The following is an 18,813-nucleotide window of genomic DNA, read 5'->3' on the forward strand; positions in this document are numbered from 1 at the left end:
CCTTTAAAACAAAAGACATACCGGCTTAAAAGCGGGTGCAATACCAGCGGCTCAGCATTGCCCACTGCCGCTGCGGCGTTTGGATCCTGACCGTCAATCGGCGGCAATCACTCTCCACATCGCCGAGCACGGTCTCGCGACGCCAGCCTTCCGGCGGCGGTTCGGCATCGAGCCGGCCGGTGACGGCGAACGCCTCCAACTGCTGATGCGCCAGTCCCCAAGCTTGCCGGTAGTGCCACTGGCGCTGGAACGACTGCAGCAGCACCTGATGATACTGTAACAAGCCAAGCAGCGACACCGAGAACAGCAAGGCCGCCACCAACACTTCCGGCAGGCTGAAGCCGTTGCGGGATATCCGCCCTGCCCGAGCGTTAGCCGTCACAGTCGGCCAGCCTTTTCTCTGGGCAAAAATCCAGCCGACCGCCCGGCTGTGCTTGCACCTTGCCAGCGGCCTCCGCGCCGTTAAAAGTGCCCCATTGATACAACCATAGGGGTTCACCGCTGCGCATCTCGCCAAGGCCGCGTACCGTCACAACGCCGGCTCTGGCAGACAGCCGAGCGCAGGCCGTCAGCTCCGCGCGCTGCCTGCATAACCAGGCCGCCGCGCTCAGCTCGGCACGTGGCCAGCGCTGGCTCATGCCCCAACTCAGCGCCGAAGCGGCCTGATTGTAAGCCTGAAGGTAACGCTGCTGATCGGCAGCCAGTAACAGCGCGTTATCCAACTGCCGATGCTGAGCGTTAAGCAACATCAGCCCCAGCGCCAACAGCAACATCACCGCCGCCAGAGCGCTACCGCCTCGCTGGGTTTGCCGGTTCATGGCAGCGCCGCCATTTCGACGCTCCCGTTCAGGCTGCGCATGATACGCGTATCGCTGGCGGAGCGCCCCACCAGCGTCAGGCGAGCCAAGGCCGCGCCGTGATCGCCCCACGCTATCGCCACATGAAAACGCTCAATGCGCACTTCGCCATGATCGAGTAGCCGCTCCCAGCCACCGCCATCGCATTGGCTCACGCCGCGCTGCCCTTCCACGCCGCCATTGCGCAGCCGATAACCGAAATAGCCCGCATCCTCGCCCGAAGTGAGCCATTGCCCGCTGCGAGCGATGTCGTAGGCGACGATAACGCAACTGCCCGCCGCCTCTCCCGATGCCTGGCCGATCAGTAGCGGCCGGCCGGCGCACTGCCCGGCGCAAAAACCGGCGCGGCGCAGATCTTTCTCAATGCCGAACGCCAACTGCCGCAACGTTGACTCCAGCCGAAAGTGCTGGCCGACGGCCACGCTTTGCTGGCGTAACAGCGGGTAAGTTTTCGCCGCGCCGAGCGCGATCACGCTGCCGAATACCAGTGCCAACATCACCTCCGGCAAGGTAAAACCGCGTTCGCAAGTCAGCATAGCGCCATGCCCCTGACCCGCGGCCCTTCGCTGCACAAACGCAGCCGCCCACGGGCGGAGAGCACCAACCGCAGGCTGCCTGCGTCGTTGCTGAGAAGGAGGTGCCCTGCCTGCGCAGTATTGCGCAAACCGTAAAACCCAATCTCTTTGCCGGAGTAGCCGCTCAGCACAACGTCGCGATAAGGCGGCGAGAAAACGGAGCCTTCGGCGGAAGCGCAATCCGTCGGCGGCACGCCACCACCCAGGCACCAGGGCGTGCCGTTGTTGAACCACAGCAGCGTCGTGCGGTTACGCCAGTTGGCGTCCGCCTGCAATCGCAGCAAAAACGCCAGCAGCTGTTGGGCCGTGTGTTCCAACCGCAGCGCTTGCTGATGATAGCGCCATTGCCCGACGCCCCAGCCAGTGAGCATGGCGGCGATCAATATCGCCGCCAACAGCTCAATCAGCGTCATGCCACGCTGGCGGTCATCGATGTTCGAGAGAGTATTGTCGTTCATGCGGCCAGTGTAAGGGCCGCAACAACGCGGTAAAGCCGCATGCGCAAGCGCTGCGGCAAGCTGCGCAATGTTTTATCTACGACTACAGACGTCGACAAAAAAATGCGGCGCGGTGCGCAATGCGGATAAAAAAAGGGGCGCAATCGCTGCGCCCCTGGTGTGATGCGGTTAAGGTCAGATCGCGACCGGCGCCTTGATGGCCGGATGCGGATCGTAACCTTCGATCTCGAAGTCTTCGAAACGGTAATCAAACAGCGAAGCCGGTTTGCGTTTGATCACCAGCTTCGGCAACGGACGCGGTTCACGCGTCAACTGCAACTGAGTCTGTTCCATGTGGTTGCTATACAGGTGGGTATCGCCCCCGGTCCAGACGAAATCGCCCACTTCCAGATCGCACTGCTGCGCCATCATGTGCACCAACAGCGCGTAGCTGGCGATGTTGAACGGCAGGCCGAGGAAGACGTCGCAGGAACGCTGGTACAGCTGGCAAGAGAGCTTGCCGTCCGCTACGTAGAACTGGAAGAACGCGTGGCACGGCGCCAGCGCCATCTGATCCAGCTCGCCGACGTTCCAGGCGGAAACGATGATGCGGCGCGAATCCGGATCTTGCTTCAGCTGTTGGAGCACGTTGCTCAACTGATCGATCTGACGGCCGTCCGCTGCGCCCCAGGCGCGCCACTGTTTGCCGTACACCGGGCCGAGATCGCCGTTTTCATCGGCCCACTCGTCCCAAATGGTGACCTTGTTGTCACGCAGGTAGGCGATGTTGGTATCGCCGTTCAGGAACCATAACAGCTCATGAATGATCGAACGCAGATGACATTTCTTGGTCGTCACCAACGGGAAACCTTCCTGCAAGTTGAAACGCATCTGGTGGCCGAAAATCGACAACGTGCCAGTGCCGGTACGGTCGGCTTTAGGGGTGCCCTCGGCGAGCACCTTATTCATCAAATCCAGATACTGTTTCATTTGTCCCTCACGACAGTTGTTGCTGCGGGCGACGACGGTACGCCCAAATCATCATAATAATACCGGCCACCACCATCGGGATGGACAGGATCTGCCCCATGCTGATCACGCCGTCGAACAGGCCGAGCTGGGCATCCGGCTGGCGGAACGCTTCAACGATGATACGGAATGCGCCATAACCGATCAGGAACAGGCCTGATACGGCGCCCATCGGCCGCGGCTTGCGGATAAACAGGTTCAGAATGACAAACAGCACCACGCCTTCCAGCAGCAGTTCATACAGCTGCGATGGGTGACGCGGCAGTACGCCGTACTGATTCAATAACGGCAGCAAAGAAGGATCGGCGGCGGCAAGGGCCACGTCCTCGCTGCGTGAACTTGGGAACAGCATCGCCCAAGGGGTATCGGTGGTCACGCGGCCCCACAGCTCGCCGTTGATGAAGTTGCCGAGGCGGCCGGCGCCCAGGCCGAATGGAATCAATGGCGCGATAAAATCGGAAACCTGGAAGAAGGTGCGTTTGGTGCGGCGAGCGAACCAGAACATCACCAGAATCACCCCCATCAAGCCGCCGTGGAACGACATGCCGCCATCCCAGACCTTGAACAGATAGAGCGGGTTATCCAGGAACAGCGGCAGGTTGTAGAACAGCACATAGCCTACGCGGCCGCCGACGAATACGCCCAGGAAGCCGGCGTAGAGCAAGTTTTCCACTTCGTCTTTGGTCCAGCCGCTGCCCGGCTTGTTGGCACGGCGCACCGCCAGCCACATGGCAAAAACGAAGCCGACCAGGTACATCAGGCCGTACCAATGCAGAGAAACCGGGCCAATGGAGAAAATGACCGGATCAAATTTAGGAAACGCCAGATAGCTATTGCTCATCTATCACCACAACATGTCTGTTATTTTTCCCCATGCGGGGGCGGCAGGTGCCAAGCGGCGACGGAGATTATCCCGCGCCTTGCAAACGGCAGCATTGGCCGCTGCGGGTCTACAAGGCGACGAGCATGCGCCGCGCTGAGGTTGCGCATCATAACATAGGCTTAGCGCGGTCCGGTCCGGCAGGGCGGGAAAAGTTCTGTAAAAAAATCACACCGCGCAGCGATTATCGGCCGCCGCGAATCAATCCGCCCATGCCGCGTCGCTCCATAAACGCCGCCACCAAATGGCGCACTTCCGTGGTCATCTGGGTGTTCAACACCCGCTGCGCCAACATTTCGGCGTCGGCAAGGTCGATATGCCGCAGCAGGTATTTGATACGCGCCACGCTGCGGCCGTTCATGCTCAAGTTGCGATAACCCATGCCCACCAGCAACAACGCGCCCATAGGATCGCCGGCCAGTTCACCGCACAGGCTAAGCTGCAGCCCGGCCGTTTTCCCCTGCTCGGCGATCAGTTTCAGCACCTGCAGCATCGCGGGATGCAAACTGTCATACAGCGAGGCGACCCGGGTGTTGTTGCGATCCACCGCCAGCAGGTACTGGGTCAAGTCGTTGGTACCGACCGAGATGAAATCAACGCGCCCGGCCAGATGCGGGATCAGGAAAATCATCGACGGCACTTCCAGCATCACGCCGATTTTCGGTTTCGGGATCGCGTAGCCGAGCACTTCTTCCACCTCGCGCCCGGCGCGGTCAATCAGGCGTTTGGCCTCGTCGACCTCTTCCAGACTGGTGATCATCGGCAGCAGAATGCCCAGGTTGCCGGTGCCAGCGTTGGCGCGCAGCATCGCACGCACCTGAATCAAAAAGATCTCCGGCTGATCCAGGGTAATGCGGATGCCGCGCCAGCCCAGGCAAGGGTTCTCTTCGCTGATCGGCATATAGGGCAGCTGCTTGTCGGCACCGATGTCCAGGGTGCGCAGCGTGACCGGCTTGCTCGGGTAAAGCTGCAGCATGCCCTGGTACTGCGCGACCTGCTCCTCTTCGGAAGGGAAGCCGCTTTGCAACATAAAGGGGATTTCGGTGCGGTATAGCCCCACGCCATCCACCCGGCCGCCCAACAGCTGTTCATGTTCCGGGCTGAGGCCGGCATTCAGCATCACCTGAATGCGTTCGCCGCTTTTCAACTGCGCCGGCTGTTCGACGTCGTCTTCCGCCAGCTTGCTCAGCTCCAGCTCTTCGCTGATCAGCCGTTGATATTCCTGCACCAGTACCGGCTCAGGATCGACCAGCAGTTCACCGCGATAACCGTCGACGATCAGCAGCCGCTGGCTGAGCAGAGCAGGCTGGATGTCGGCGCCCATTACCGTCGGCACCCCCATCGCCCGCACCAAAATCGCCGCATGCGAGTTGGCGGCGCCGTCGCGCACCACCACGCCGACCAGGCGGTCCTGCGGCACTTCGGCCAGCAATGTCGCGGTCAGTTCATCCGCCACCAGCACAAAACGCGCCGGCCACTGGGTGGCGCCCTGGGTGGTGTCGTCGAGGTGGAACAGCAGACGCTGGCCCAGCGCGCGCAGGTCGCTGCCGCGCTCGCGCATGTAGGTGTCCTGCAGTTTGGCGAACTGCTCGGCAAAGGCTTCTATCACCTGTTTCACCGCCCACTCCGCCACCGAACCGTTGTCGATTTCGGCGAACAGTTCACGCTTGAGACGGGCGTCGTTTAACAGGTGAGAATAAAGATCGAAAATCGCCGCGCTCTCTTTTTGCGAACTGGCGGCAAAACGCTTGCTGAAGCGACGAAATTCCGCGCCGGCCTCTTCCAGCGCCAGCGTCAGGCGCTCGCGCTCGCTGGCGGTGTCCAGCGTCGACGCGCGGTACACCTGATCGAGCGAAGGCTGGCTGCTGTCCTGCCACCCTTCCGCCACCGCCACGCCGGGCGAGGCCGCCAGCGCGCGCACGCGCGTTTGGCGATACTGGCCGAAAATGGCATTAAGCTGCGACTGTGAAAGGATCCCGGCCATCTGCGTAGCCAGGGTGACCATGAAAGACTCTTCGCTTTCGTCAAACTGGCGCAGCTCGCGCTGCTGCACCACCAGCACGCCCAGCAGCTGGCGCCGATGAATGATTGGCACCCCGAGGAAGGATCGGAAACGATCCTCTTTCACCTGCGGAACGTATTTGAAACTGGGGTGGCTTTGGGCATCGGCCAGGTTGATAGGCTCGGCCCGGCGGCCGACCAACCCGACGACGCCCTCGTCAAACGCCAATGCGATAGTGCGCCCGCGCGGCTTTTTCAGCCCGCGCGTGGCCATCAGGTAGTAACAGCGGCGGTCGTTGTCCGCCAGGTAGATGGAACACACTTCGGTGTCCATCGCCAGACAGGTTTCATTGACCAGCAGATCCAGCGCATCCGTCAGACTGGCCGCCGCGGCCACCTTCTCTACAATTTCTCGCAAGCGCGTGAGCATAGTCGGCTTAACTTAACCTCTCTTTCGGCGATAAGCGGGGGCCTGTCGCGGCGCCGCCTGCTCTTGCATCGGCATCACGGTCACGGCGAATTCTTTCATCACCCGGCGGTAGACGTCGCGTTTGAACGACACCACCTGGCGCACCGGATACCAGAAGCTCACCCAGCGCCAACCGTCGAACTCCGGCGTGCTGCTGCGCTGCATATTGATATCAGCGTCATTGCACAGTAGCTGCAACAAAAACCATTTTTGCTTTTGGCCGATACAAACCGGCTTTGTGTCCCAACGCACCAAACGTTTCGGCAATTTATAGCGCAACCAGTTGCGGGTCGAAGCCAGGATGCGCACATCCTTTTTACTCAGCCCCACTTCTTCGAACAGCTCACGGTACATCGCCTGCTCCGCAGTTTCGCCAGGGTTAATCCCACCTTGGGGAAACTGCCAGGAGTGCTGACCGTAACGGCGGGCCCATAAGACCTGCCCCTGACGATTACAGATTACGATACCAACATTCGGGCGGTAGCCATCATCATCGATCACCGGACTACCTCGATAAGCTTAAATTCGCATAGATGTCCTGATTGTTTCACACAAGCTACAGGCGGTAAACCACTGCTTTACGGCACTGCGGGCCGGATAACATTGGGATAACTCACAGATATAGGCAAAGTTATAAACATACCCCACCCTTTCAGACCGGTTTTATTCACTTTTTCTGTGGATAGGTGTGTGTAGAACTCGAGGGATAAGCCGGTAAAACTCTTAAACCCCAAAATCCCCTCCCAGCCCTAAAAAAACAAAATAACATTAAAAACATATAATTAAATAATGTTGTATCGTTATGTACAGGGCAAAAATGTGATCTGTGCACGGTAAGGATCTTACCCTGGCGAAAGATCCATCAACGTCGTTTTTATCCACAGATTATCCGGGCAAGTTACGCACAAAACGGACAAATTCGTAAAAAACCGCCCGAGTCAAGGCTGTAAATTGAACCAGTGATCGGCAAAAATTTGGGTTATCCCATAAATCTGTGGATAAATAGGTGTAAGATCCTGTTTATTGTCGGTGGCTTCAGGTGAACAAGCCCCAGGAGTGCATTGTCGGCCACGCAAGGAAAGGAAAAAAGTCATGTAAAATCATGCTACTATTATTCTTTTCCCCAGACGATAGCGGTTATCGCTCGCCGCGTATAATTGCAGTACGTTTTTCAACCATATTCGACAGGCTTGATTTATGGCGTTTTTATCCTCTTTGCCGCCTCCGCCGGAAAATGAACGGCAGCTGTTCGAACGCGCTCAGGCGCTGGCAGGCGCCAGCTTTGGCGAGCTGGCCGCCCGCGCGCAGTTGCCGATCCCCAAAGATCTGAAGCGTGATAAAGGTTGGGTGGGCATGCTGCTGGAACGGTATCTCGGCGCCATGGCCGGCAGCAAACCGGAGCAGGACTTTCCCGAACTGGGCATCGAGCTGAAAACCATTCCTGTCGACGCCGCCGGTAAACCGCTGGAAACCACTTTTGTCTGCGTTGCTCCTCTCACCGGCAACAGCGGCGTCACCTGGGCCAGCAGCCACGTTCGCCACAAGCTGGCGCGCGTCTTGTGGATACCGGTAGAAGGCGAACGGCAGATCCCGCTGGCCGAACGCCGCGTCGGTTCGCCGCTGCTGTGGAGCCCGAGCACTGCAGAAGAAGAGATGTTGCGCCGCGATTGGGAAGAGTTGATGGATCTGATCGTGCTCGGCCACGTAGAGCGCATCACCGCACGCCATGGCGAAGTACTGCAGCTGCGCCCCAAAGCGGCCAACAGCAAGGCGCTCACCGAAGCCATCGGCGAACAGGGGCAACCTATCATGACGTTACCGCGCGGTTTCTATCTGAAAAAGAGTTTTACCGGTGCGCTGCTGGCAAGACATTTCTCAATCTAAGCGATTTCGTTTAACTCTGGTTTAGCTCCCACTGTCAGCGCCACGATAAACGCGTATAATTCACGTTTTGCATTTATTAAGTATTAAAAGGTGTACCGGGCAATGTTCGAATGGATTATGGATCCCAATGCCTGGTTAGCGTTAGGTACGCTAACCATTCTTGAGATCGTACTGGGTATTGATAACATCATTTTTCTGTCGCTGGTGGTGGCCAAGCTGCCCAAAGCGCAACAGAACAAAGCTCGCCGGCTCGGGCTGGCCGCTGCCATGATTATGCGCCTGGCGCTACTGGCCTCTATCGCCTGGGTGATTCGCTTGACGCACCCGCTGTTCACCGTGCTGGATCACGCTATTTCCGCCCGCGATCTGATCCTGTTGCTGGGGGGGCTGTTCCTGATTTGGAAAGCCAGCAAAGAGATCCACGAAACCATCGAAGGATCGGAAGAAGAGCACCACACCAAGGTGCATAGCTTCTTCGGCGCGATCGTGCAGATTATGCTGCTGGATATTATCTTCAGTCTGGACTCGGTGATTACCGCCGTGGGTCTTTCCGATCATCTGTTCATCATGATGGCGGCAGTGGTGATCGCCGTCGGCGTGATGATGTTCGCCGCCCGGCCGATCGGCGAATTCGTCAACCGCCATCCGTCGGTAAAAATGCTGGCGCTGGCGTTTCTGATCCTGGTGGGCTTCACGCTGATGCTGGAAAGTTTCCAGGTGCACGTGCCGAAAGGCTACATCTACTTCGCCATGTTCTTCTCCATGTCGGTAGAAGCGCTCAATCTGATGCGCAGCAAGAAAAATCGCGCGCCGGAATAACCCTACCCGGAAGCCGCCATCGGCGGCTTCCATCGCTTCGTTGCCCCCTCATTTCACTTTTTCTTATCAGATAAAGACTTATCTGAGACGCCCTCCGCCGAGAGTTTGCTAATCTTGAAAGAACATTGTTTTCTGCATAATCGAGGATCCGCAGGATGAAAAAGTGGGTAATGGCAGTATCTGCGCTGGTGATGGTGGCCGGCCTGGCGGGATGTTCCAGCGACTACGTAATGGCGACCAAAGACGGCAACATGATCCTGACGCAAGGCAAACCGGAGATCGACAAAGACACTGGCCTCATCAGTTATAAAGACGAGAAAGGCAACCACCGCCAGATCAACGGCGATCAGGTTTCCCAGGTTATCGAACGCTAATCATCGCCCGCCGGCTATCGCCCGCTCGAGCGCGGTAGCCCTCATTCGCGTCCGCGCGGAATCCGCTTCCCCCATCTTCACCGCTTGGTTATAGTCAGGAAAGGCGACATCGCCGCCCGACGGACTTTGCGCCGTCTTCTGACATTGGGCTCCTGTTTCACCGGGCCGCGCGGCCCGTCAGCGCTAACAAGAAAGGAAGGCCGTTAATGCAATACCACCGTATTCCCCACAGTTCTTTAGAAGTGAGCGTGCTGGGACTGGGCACCATGACCTTTGGCGAACAGAACAGCGAAGCCGACGCCCATGCGCAACTGGACTATGCATTGGCCGCAGGCGTGAACCTGATAGACACCGCCGAACTGTACCCGGTGCCGCCCCGCCCGGAAACCCAGGGCCTGACCGAGAGCTATATCGGCAGCTGGATCAAGGCGCGCGGCAATCGCGGAAAAATCGTCCTGGCCAGCAAAGTCTCGGGCCCGGTGCGCGGCACCGACAGCAGCATCCGCCCGCAGCAGGCGCTGGATCGCAAAAACATCCGCGCCGCGCTGGACGCCAGCCTCAAGCGGCTGAACACCGATTATCTCGATCTTTACCAATTGCACTGGCCGCAGCGCGCCACCAACTGCTTTGGCAAACTCAACTATCAATACACCGATGACAAAGCTACGGTTACGCTGTTGGAAACGCTGGAGGCGCTGACCGAGCAGGTGCGCGCCGGCAAGATTCGCTATATCGGGGTTTCCAATGAAACGCCTTGGGGCGTGATGCGCTACCTGCAGCTGGCGGAGAAACACGAGCTGCCGCGCATCGTGTCGATTCAAAACCCGTACAGCCTGCTGAACCGCAGCTTTGAGATTGGCCTGGCCGAGATCAGCCAGCACGAAGGGGTGGAACTGCTGGCCTATTCCAGTCTGGCGTTCGGTACTCTGAGCGGCAAATACCTCAACGGCGCTAAACCGGCCGGTGCGCGCAATACGCTGTTCACCCGCTTCAACCGTTATTCAGGGCAGCAAACCCAGCTGGCGATCGCCGAATACGTGGCGCTGGCCAAAAAACACGGGCTGGATCCTTCGCAGATGGCGTTGGCCTTCGTGCGTCAGCAGCCGTTCGTTGCCAGTACCCTGCTGGGCGCCACCACGCTGGAGCAGTTGAAAATCAACATCGACAGCCTCGATGTGGTATTGGATGAGGACGTGCTGCAGGCGCTGGAAGAGATCCATACCCGGTTTACCATTCCGGCACCTTAATACAGCCGGGGCGCAGCCAAGCTGCGCCCCGTTTTTTTACCGCCGCTGCGACCACCACAGCACGCTAATCGCCAGCGCAAACACCACGCCAAACCCTACGCCGACGCCCACCACCGGCACGCCCAGCTTCACTACCAGCGAATACAGCGCCAGCATCAGCAACATGGCGGCGTTTTCACCCAGGTTTTGCACCGCGATCGCATTGCCGGCACCGACCGAATGCTTGCCCCGCTCCTGCAGCAACGCATTGAGCGGCACCACGAAGAAGCCCCCCAGCATGCCGATGATCGCCAACAAGACATAGGCATTGAGCATGGTGGTTTGCAGCGCGAACACCGCGACCGCGACGCCGATCAGGATCCCGGCCGGCATGCAGCGTTTTACCGTCTTCAGCGTGACGAAGCGCGCGGCGGCGCCGGCCCCCACCACGATACCGACGGCTACCATGGCGTTCAGCAGCGTCGGCGTGGCGTTATCGGCGATGCCGAGCGCCACCGGTACCCACAGCACCAGCAGAAAACGCAGCGTCACGCCGGCCCCCCAGAACAGGCTGGTGCCGATCAAGGAGAAACGCGTTTGCCCATCGCGCCATAACGTGACGCAGGCGGTGAAGAAGCTGTTCGTCATGGCCCGCGGGCGCCAGGATGCCCCCGGACGCGCCGCCGCCAAACGCGGAATATACAGGTTGGCGACCACCGCCCCCGCGTAAACCAAGGCGCAGGCCGCCAGCGCCGCGACCACATGCCAGTCCGCCAGAATACCGCCGGCCACCGAACCGGTCAGAATGGCGGCGATGGTCGAGGCCTCCATCAGACCGTTAGCCTTGACTAGTTTTTCGCCGCTGGTGATCTCGCCCAGAATGCCGTATTTGGCCGGCGAATACGCGGCGGCCCCCACACCGACCAGGCTGTAACCGAGAAACGGGTTGAACCCAAAGCAGATCACCAGCGCCCCCGCCAGCTTCAGGGCGTTGGCGAACATCATCACCCGCCCTTTGGCGAAGCTGTCGGCCACCTGGCCGACAAACGGCGCCAGGATAATGTAGGTGGCGACGAAGGCCATCTGCAGGATCGGCTGGCTCCAATCCGGGTACAGCTGCTGCTTGATCAACGCCAGCGTGGCGAACAGCAACGCATTGTCGCCGAACGCCGAGAGGAACTGCGCACTGATGACGGCGATCATGCCGCGTGACAACAAAGGGGATTCGGTCGAAGGATTCATCAGGCACTCTCCGGCTGTTCGGCCATATGACGCAGGGTGACAAAATCGGGTTTGCCGCTGCCGAGCACCGGCAGCGTTTTCAACAGGCGAATATCGCGCGGCACCGCCAGCTCAGGGCTGCCCAGCTCACGCGCCACCCGCAGCAATGCTTCGCGGGTGATAGCAGGATCGGTGGTAAACAGCACCAGCGCTTCGCCTTTGCTGCTGTCGCTTTTGACGGTGGCGGCATGCAGTTTTTCCGGCGACAGCCGCTGCGCCAGCAATTCGACGCTCTCGAGCGACACCATCTCCCCCGCCAACTTGGCGAAGCGCTTCACGCGCCCGCGAATGGTGCAGTAACCTTGTTCATCCAGGCTGACGATATCGCCGGTGTCGTACCAGCCCGGCTGCAGCACGCCGTTCGCATCTTCCGCCGCCGGCGGTTCCAGCTCGCCGGGGCGCTCAACCCGCAGATAGCCTTTCATGATATTCGGCCCCTTCAGCTGCAGGCGGCCGCCGTTATCGATGCCCGGCACCGCGATCAGGCGCGCCTCCATCTGCGGCATAATGCGGCCGACGGTACCCACCTTGGTCGCCAGCGGCACGTTAATCGACACCACCGGCGCGCATTCGGTCACGCCATAACCTTCCAGAATGCGGATGCCGTATTTGTCCTGGTAGATCTGTTTGGTGCTGTCCGCCAGTTTCTCCGCGCCGGCGACCACGTAGCGCAGACGGGCGAAATCATACGGATGCGCGAAGCGCGCATAGTTGTTGAGGAAGGTCGCCGTGCCGAACAGCACCGTGCAATTGCGGTCATACACCAGCTCCGGCACCACGCGATAGTGCAGCGGGCTGGGGTAGAGGAAAATACGGCTGCCGGTGATCAGCGGCGTGAGCAGCCCTACCGTCAGGCCGAACGAGTGGAACAGCGGCAGCGACGACATGAAGCGGTCGCGCGGCGTGAAGTCGGCGATGGTACGAATTTGTTCGACGTTGGCCAGCAGGCTGGCGTGCGAATGCACCACGCCCTTGGGATGGCCTTCAGAACCGGAAGTAAACAGGATCAGCGCCGCGTCCTCCGGGCGTTGCGGCAACGCCGCGCGCTGCGGCTGCAGCAAATGCCGCAAAATCCACAGCTTGTCCGCCAGCGTGACGGTATCCTTCAGATCTTCCAAATACACCCAGTTGGCCTGCGTCACCTGCTCCGGCAGGTGGGTCAGCTTGCCCTTCTCCAGAAACTGGCGCGAGGTAACGATGGTCTTGATGCCGGCGGCGAGCATCGCGCTGTTCAGGCCGTTAGCACCGGCGGTGTAGTTGAGCATCGCCGGAATGCGGTTGCGCAGCGAAGCGCCGAAGATCGCCGCCGCGGTGATGGTGGCATTCGGCAACAGCAGCCCGACGTGTTCCCCTTCGGCGGTAAAGCGCTGCAGAATGCGGCTGACGCCCAGCGATTTCTTGATCAGCGCCTGATAACTGTCTTCTTTGAAAGCGATGTCTTCGATACAGGGCTTGCGGCGCCCGTAGCGGTGCTGCGCCGCCAGCAAGGCATGGAACAGGGTCTGCGGTTCGCGCGTATCCATCCGCGCCCGCATCATGATCTGCATCAGCCGATCGCCCGCCAGCGCCCGGCGTTCGCGCGCGCGCGGCGCTTCCGGCATCGGCAGCGTGGTTGGCGGCAAGATGCGGATGCTGATTTGCGGGAACCAGCGGATCTTGAATACCCCGGCCATGCGGCCGAACCGGCTGAATTCGGGGCCGTCGATCCGCACCGGCACTACAGTGGCGCCCGATTTGGCGGCGATAAACGCCGCACCGTCGTAGATTTTCATCAGCGCGCCGGTCACGGTGATGCGCCCTTCAGGGAACACCACGATCGGCCGCCCCTGCTCGACCATCCGCACCAGCTGTTTGATGGCCATCGGCTTGGTGGGATCGAGCGAGACGAAATCGATGTAGGGCCGCAGCCAGCGCATAAACCAGCTCTCGCCGATGCTGGCGTAAACCGCAAACACCGGTTTAATCGGCAGGAACAGCGCCAGCAGCACGCCGTCGAGGAAAGAGACGTGGTTCGGCGTAATCAGCAGTTTTTGCCGATCGAAGTGCTGGACGTCCCCTTCGACCCGTACCCGAAACAGCAGGCGAAACAGCGCGCGCAGCAGTGAAAAGATCATGCCCTTCTCCCTTGGCCATGGAGGCGTAAATCGTTGTAGGGAAAAGAATACTATATGGCAGGCAAAAAAAAACCTACGCATCCGCGTAGGTTGGTGCAATTGAAAATGGCTTCAACATACAGAGTATGCTGATTTCTCACCAATCAATACCTCTGGGATCACCTACTCTAGAGAGATGGCGTGCAGGAAACTACCGACGAATCGCAAGAGTTTTGCTCCAAATGCAACCAGCTGTAAATTTCTCGCGATCTGCTGTAATAACTCAATGAAACTTAAATAATCCTCACAACAGAAAGATCAATAATGATGCCTCATCGGATGGAAGCGGGTCGGTGGTAAGAAAAAACCCTGTGCATACGCAGATACGTACGGCACATTGGCGTTTAGCCAAATCGAAACTGAAACAGATCATCTAATCTCTCTTGTCTCCTAAACGCTAAAGAAATCAATTAACGAAAACTATTCTCAAAAGCAAAAACCAAGTTAGACGAGATATCTAACGTGTAATTTTCGTCAACATATGCAACACGCTTTCTTGCTTTTCAAGCACAACAATAACAACAAAAAGACAAAGTTAAAAATGGTCAAACTAAAAACAGAGCCGCTTCCCGATCTTGCGGTTATCGTAACCTCACAGTAAAAGCATGCATCGAGGATAATTAATTATTAATAATTAAAAAAACCGTAAGCAATAAAACCTATACGTTAGCTACCAAACAGGGCAAACAAGTAAGATTCGATAACAGAAGACAATTAGTTAGAATATAAATCTATTTTTATATAAATCCTTAGCACAATATTGCAGGGATTTAGATTGAGAAATAAAATACTCCTGCATTGAATCGCGAGTAAAACGTTGCGACATCCTTGCTTTATCTTTTCAAGCAATACGATTTTCATTTATTTATTGGCATATTCTCAGAAGGAACTCCGAATGAAGAAATATTTATTTTTAGCTCTGCTACCTCTGTCGTGCACGAGCGTATTGGCTGCAAAAACAGCCAGTACGTCTGTAGATTTCTCCGGAGAAATTTACAATAACACCAGCTGCAGTATTGCTGCCAACACCAATAGCATTGATCTTGGCCGCCATTCCAGCGAAGCTTTTGATAAAGTAAATCCCGTCCAGTTGGAAGGCAACGGCATGGGTAGCATTCCGTTCACCGTAAACTGCACGGCACCGACCAACATGGGTATTGAAGTGACCAGCGCCAGTGGCGATGCCGATTTCAAGTATATGGACAGAAGCTTCACCGCATCGCTGGCAAAAGACGCCAGCAATAAAGATATCGCCGTGTTGGGCCTGGCACTGTCGGATATCGCTATGGATGGTGAAACCGTCCGTGCGGCGCTGATTCCCGAAGGCGATGATATCTTTGATTTGACCAATGTAACTGACGGTGCAGATCACGAACAGGCTATTTTCTCTGCTGCCTCAGGTAATCGCTTTGCGGTCACATCAGATGCTAATTACGACAATATGGCGATCGGCCAGAACCTGAGCGGTACATTCAGCTACCGTTCCTTCCTTACCCCGCTCAGCTACATTGATGATAAAAGCATCCAAATGCAAGACAGCATTGCATTGCAAGCCTCTGTGAATCTTTCGGTTCACTACCTGTAATCACCAGGTGGGGACATTTCTCTGTCCCCACTTATTTCAGCCTGGTTGTTTGGCAAAATATCTTAACGTCCTTTGACTAGAGTTCGTTATTCTCCGCTATTCAGGAAATAAAATGAAAGGTCTCATCCATTATCTCACCGCAATATTTATATTGCTGACTCCATTTTACGGCCAGGCAACCATTAAACTGGAAAAAATAAGCCTCTTGGTCAATCAAGAGAAAGGAGAGACAACCGTAAGAGTCGATAATATCGGTAATTATCCTGTGTTGTTATTTTCGTCCGTTGTTAAGAATGCATTAAGCAAGCAAGGAGAAGATCCCCTGTTCATTCTCTCTCCGCCAGCCGCGCGCATTGATCCGGGTAAATCTCAGCTGGTACGCGTCATGCTTGCCGATCCCTCGGGACTTGATAAGGCTCGTCAGCAAATGCGCCATATCTATTTCCAGGAAATTCCCGATATGGGAGAAAAAAGCAACCAACTTAAGGTAAATACTCGGCATCGGGTCGTCGCTATCGCCACGCCCTCCGCGCTGGCAGAAAACAAATCTCCCTGGCAAACCCTGATCTGGCAACAAAACGGACATTCTATACAAGTCAAAAATCTCAGCCCTTACGTTGTCAGGTTAGCCCCGACTATCACCGTACAACCCAGCAACCAGCAGTTTGTTTTGGAACAACCTTATTTGCTGCCTGGGCAAACGATCGGTACACGTAAGGGCGATAGGCTTATCAGCCCCCCCTCCCGTTTGCACTTCACGCCAATCAGTAACACAGGGCGCGCCATACCCGATATCACGGTTAACCTTGCCCCAATCCAGTGAGACAGCCTTTGAAATTGCACATACCGTTACGTCTGCTGGCGTTTTGTCTGCCTATCGGCTGTGTCTCGACCAGCCAGGCCGACTACGATATTGAGATGATGCGCGCACTTGGATTGTCCAGTGAGATTGCTGATTACTTTTCCTCTGGAACGAAATTCCCCGCAGGAAAACAATCGCTCTTCATCAGCGTCAACGGCCAAAACCATGGACGGCATGAAGTCAATATCGACAAACAAGGCGAATGGCAATACGACGCTGAACTCGCAGAAAACCTGGGGTTACACCCCTGCAAGCTCAACACTCAAACAGATATGCTGATGAGCCAATGCTATCAAGGCAGCCGCATCGACAATGAAACCGGTAATAATCAATTGATTTTGCTGTTGCCCGAGCGCTATATCCGTCGACAACCGGCCGACTATGAATTTGGTGGCCATGCCCTGATGCTGAATTATACTGCGAGCCGATTCGACAGCCAAAACCACAGCAGTGATTACGCGGCGTTGGAAACCGGCTTTAACAGCAGCAACTGGATGTTTCGCCATAATGGCACCTATAACAAGTCCGAACGGCATCAGGGGTACACGCCTTATAATAGTTATGTGCAGCGGACATTGACGGACCACGACGCCATGATGCGTTTGGGACGAGCAACGTTATCAGATTCGCTATACAGCGGCATTACCTTGGACGGCCTGCAATGGCTACCTGACTCGTCACTGTCATTTAGTCAACGCAGTGATGTGCCGGCAGTCGAAGGCATCGCCGAGAGCCAAGCCAAGGTTGAGATTTTTCAGAATGGCAGATTAGTTTACGCCACGCAGGTGCAACCGGGCGCTTTCCACCTGACGGATATCCCCGCGCAGTTCGACGCAGTCGATTTGTCCGTCACCGTCACGGAAAGCAACGGTAGTCGCAAACAATTCATCGTCCCTTATCTGACGACATCAGGACGCCCGGCTCCCCGCCAGGGCAGTTATTCCCTTGCTCTCGGGCGCACTCACAGCCTGGAAAAAAGCACAGAAATGTCTTTCATCACTGGCTCATTTTCTTTGCCATGGCTCAATCATCACCAAGTGAGAGGGGGAAGTTTCCTCAGTCGCGATTATCGCGGCCTCGCCGCCGGTTATAGCGTTACCGATAGCGATTATCGTTTTACGGCTTTGAGCCACGTGGCACAGTCACCAAGCGGTAAGGGCACCAAACTGCAGCTGAATAGTGCATTGCCTCTGATAAAAAACCTTAAGCTGAACGCCGGATACAGCATCCAGTCAGAGCGATACCGTTCACCCACACAGCTTCGTTCTCCGCGCAAAGATGACAGCGAAGGGGCTTATTGGCATCTACCGCACGGCGCATCATCTTCACACCAACGTCAAAGCTACAGCCTGGGCCTAGGTTGGCACCATCAGTACATTGGAAATCTATCTTTGGGCGTTACACGCACTGAAGGGGGAAATGAACAACAGAATCAGCGAGTCTACGCCTTCTGGAACCGTCAATTTGGCGCAGCCACCGTTGGCGTTAGCCTGGAAAAAGAGCGCAGCCGCGACGTTCGCGATAACGATACCCGACTGTTCGCCACCCTTTCATTACCGCTGGGAAAAAACCGACGTTATAGCGCCAATATGATAAGCAACGGAAGAAATCGTAGCATCAGCAATTCGCTTTCCGGCCAAGCGCTGAATGGCGATCTGGCGTATGGACTCAATGCAACGCAAGGCACCCAATCCAATAACGGCACCTATTCAGGCAATGTGAACTACTTGAGCCCGTTTGCCACTCTTTCCGGCAGCTATAGCCATCTGTCAGAAAATCAGCAGGCATCTTACTACAGCGCCACAGGCTCCCTGGTGGCAGACAGCAGCGGGCTAACGCTCTCACCCCAGAAAATCGGCGATACCTTCGGCATCTTGACGATACCGGGCCTCGCCGGAATCAGCGTGTCCACGCCAGGCGGAAAGGTGAAAACCTATGGCAAGCAAGGTAAGGCGGTCATCCCAAGGCTGCGTGAATATCAACCCAGCCTGATTAACGTGGACACCAGCACCTTGCCCCCCGGTGCCGATATCGACAACGGCGTGCGCAATATCAATCTGGCACGTGGCAGCGTTAAACATATCAATATCAATGCCATTAATACATTGCGGGCCATTGTTCAGATTAGCTATGCCGACGGCACAAAACCCGCTATCGGCAGCATGATTTTGGATGAACAACAACGAGTGGTCGCTTTTACCAATGATCAGGGCGCAGCCTTCATTGAACATCAGAAAGCGCACCGCGCGAAGAACGATGCGTCATCACAACGCTTCAGCATGAAAACCTCTGCGGGACAGGCATGTTATTTCGCAATTGCTGCAGACACCTCTCCCCGCAATCGTGCCGGCATCAGCCACTCCGAAGCCGTGTGTCGCTAA

The 18,813-nt window shown here is 56.8% G+C and carries 17 protein-coding genes; 7 read left to right on the forward strand and 10 right to left on the reverse strand.

All coding sequences use genetic code 11. The features are described 5' to 3' along the window. Positions 1-25 precede the first annotated feature (25 nt). The 8 genes from QDT79_RS23810 to rppH form a co-directional block, all read right to left on the reverse strand. Positions 26-382, reverse strand: a complete 357-nt coding sequence (locus tag QDT79_RS23810) for a prepilin-type N-terminal cleavage/methylation domain-containing protein (protein ID WP_107227908.1) — start codon at positions 380-382, stop codon at positions 26-28. After that, on the reverse strand, positions 372-818 hold the full coding sequence (locus QDT79_RS23815) for a YgdB family protein (protein ID WP_308317150.1): 447 nt from the start codon (positions 816-818) through the stop codon (positions 372-374). Before QDT79_RS23815 ends, QDT79_RS23810 begins: the two co-directional genes overlap by 11 nt. Further along, entirely contained in the window at positions 815-1,393 is a 579-nt protein-coding gene (locus tag QDT79_RS23820; protein WP_308317151.1) for a prepilin peptidase-dependent protein, read from the reverse strand. The genes QDT79_RS23815 and QDT79_RS23820 overlap by 4 nt, the downstream gene beginning before the upstream one ends. Beyond that, positions 1,387-1,890: a prepilin peptidase-dependent protein gene (locus QDT79_RS23825; protein WP_149559848.1), complete on the reverse strand. Its 504-nt coding sequence runs from the start codon at positions 1,888-1,890 to the stop codon at positions 1,387-1,389. Before QDT79_RS23825 ends, QDT79_RS23820 begins: the two co-directional genes overlap by 7 nt. 174 nt (positions 1,891-2,064) lie before the next feature. Continuing rightward, complete coding sequence (gene thyA / locus QDT79_RS23830) at positions 2,065-2,859, reverse strand: thymidylate synthase (RefSeq protein ID WP_016929918.1); 795 nt, start codon at positions 2,857-2,859, stop codon at positions 2,065-2,067. Positions 2,860-2,866: 7 nt separating this feature from the next. Further along, a complete protein-coding gene (lgt, locus tag QDT79_RS23835) occupies positions 2,867-3,739 on the reverse strand; it encodes a prolipoprotein diacylglyceryl transferase (protein WP_063990739.1) in 873 nt (290 codons plus the stop codon). A gap of 223 nt (positions 3,740-3,962) precedes the next feature. Further along, positions 3,963-6,209, reverse strand: a complete 2,247-nt coding sequence (gene ptsP / locus QDT79_RS23840) for a phosphoenolpyruvate--protein phosphotransferase (RefSeq protein WP_308317152.1) — start codon at positions 6,207-6,209, stop codon at positions 3,963-3,965. A 12-nt stretch (positions 6,210-6,221) separates the two neighbouring features. Next, positions 6,222-6,749 carry an RNA pyrophosphohydrolase gene (gene rppH, locus QDT79_RS23845; RefSeq protein WP_004931849.1) on the reverse strand — a complete coding sequence of 176 codons (528 nt, stop codon included), beginning with the start codon at positions 6,747-6,749 and terminating at the stop codon, positions 6,222-6,224. 696 nt (positions 6,750-7,445) lie between these two features. Here rppH and mutH point away from each other — a divergent pair. The 4 genes from mutH (at position 7,446) to QDT79_RS23865 (ending at position 10,572) form a co-directional block, all read left to right on the forward strand. Beyond that, complete coding sequence (gene mutH, locus QDT79_RS23850; RefSeq protein ID WP_063990737.1) at positions 7,446-8,132, forward strand: DNA mismatch repair endonuclease MutH; 687 nt, start codon at positions 7,446-7,448, stop codon at positions 8,130-8,132. Between the two features lie 102 nt (positions 8,133-8,234). Continuing rightward, the gene (locus tag QDT79_RS23855; RefSeq protein WP_063990736.1) at positions 8,235-8,951 is read left to right on the forward strand and encodes a TerC family protein; all 717 of its coding nucleotides are present in this window, start codon (positions 8,235-8,237) and stop codon (positions 8,949-8,951) included. Positions 8,952-9,106: 155 nt separating this feature from the next. After that, complete coding sequence (locus QDT79_RS23860; RefSeq protein WP_038878690.1) at positions 9,107-9,325, forward strand: YgdI/YgdR family lipoprotein; 219 nt, start codon at positions 9,107-9,109, stop codon at positions 9,323-9,325. 206 nt (positions 9,326-9,531) lie between these two features. Next, the gene (locus QDT79_RS23865) at positions 9,532-10,572 is read left to right on the forward strand and encodes an NADP(H)-dependent aldo-keto reductase (RefSeq protein WP_130018245.1); all 1,041 of its coding nucleotides are present in this window, start codon (positions 9,532-9,534) and stop codon (positions 10,570-10,572) included. Between the two features lie 36 nt (positions 10,573-10,608). Here the strand turns inward: QDT79_RS23865 and lplT are convergent, their stop codons facing one another. Both lplT and aas read right to left on the reverse strand, forming a co-directional pair. Then, on the reverse strand, positions 10,609-11,793 hold the full coding sequence (gene lplT, locus QDT79_RS23870; RefSeq protein WP_049202156.1) for a lysophospholipid transporter LplT: 1,185 nt from the start codon (positions 11,791-11,793) through the stop codon (positions 10,609-10,611). Beyond that, positions 11,793-13,946 (reverse strand): bifunctional acyl-ACP--phospholipid O-acyltransferase/long-chain-fatty-acid--ACP ligase, encoded by a 2,154-nt coding sequence (aas, locus tag QDT79_RS23875; protein WP_308317153.1) that lies wholly within the window; start codon positions 13,944-13,946, stop codon positions 11,793-11,795. The genes lplT and aas overlap by 1 nt, the downstream gene beginning before the upstream one ends. 934 nt (positions 13,947-14,880) lie before the next feature. Here aas and QDT79_RS23880 point away from each other — a divergent pair. The 3 genes from QDT79_RS23880 to QDT79_RS23890 all read left to right on the forward strand — a co-directional run bounded on the left by QDT79_RS23880 (position 14,881) and on the right by QDT79_RS23890 (position 18,813). Continuing rightward, positions 14,881-15,570, forward strand: coding sequence for a fimbrial protein (locus QDT79_RS23880; RefSeq protein WP_063990732.1), 690 nt, complete (start codon positions 14,881-14,883; stop codon positions 15,568-15,570). Between the two features lie 112 nt (positions 15,571-15,682). Continuing rightward, positions 15,683-16,393, forward strand: a complete 711-nt coding sequence (locus QDT79_RS23885) for a fimbria/pilus periplasmic chaperone (RefSeq protein ID WP_308317154.1) — start codon at positions 15,683-15,685, stop codon at positions 16,391-16,393. A gap of 8 nt (positions 16,394-16,401) precedes the next feature. Then, positions 16,402-18,813, forward strand: coding sequence for a fimbria/pilus outer membrane usher protein (locus QDT79_RS23890; RefSeq protein WP_308317155.1), 2,412 nt, complete (start codon positions 16,402-16,404; stop codon positions 18,811-18,813).

Origin of the sequence: Serratia marcescens (assembly GCF_029846115.1) — a bacterium.
Taxonomy (GTDB): Bacteria; Pseudomonadota; Gammaproteobacteria; order Enterobacterales; family Enterobacteriaceae; genus Serratia; species Serratia marcescens_L.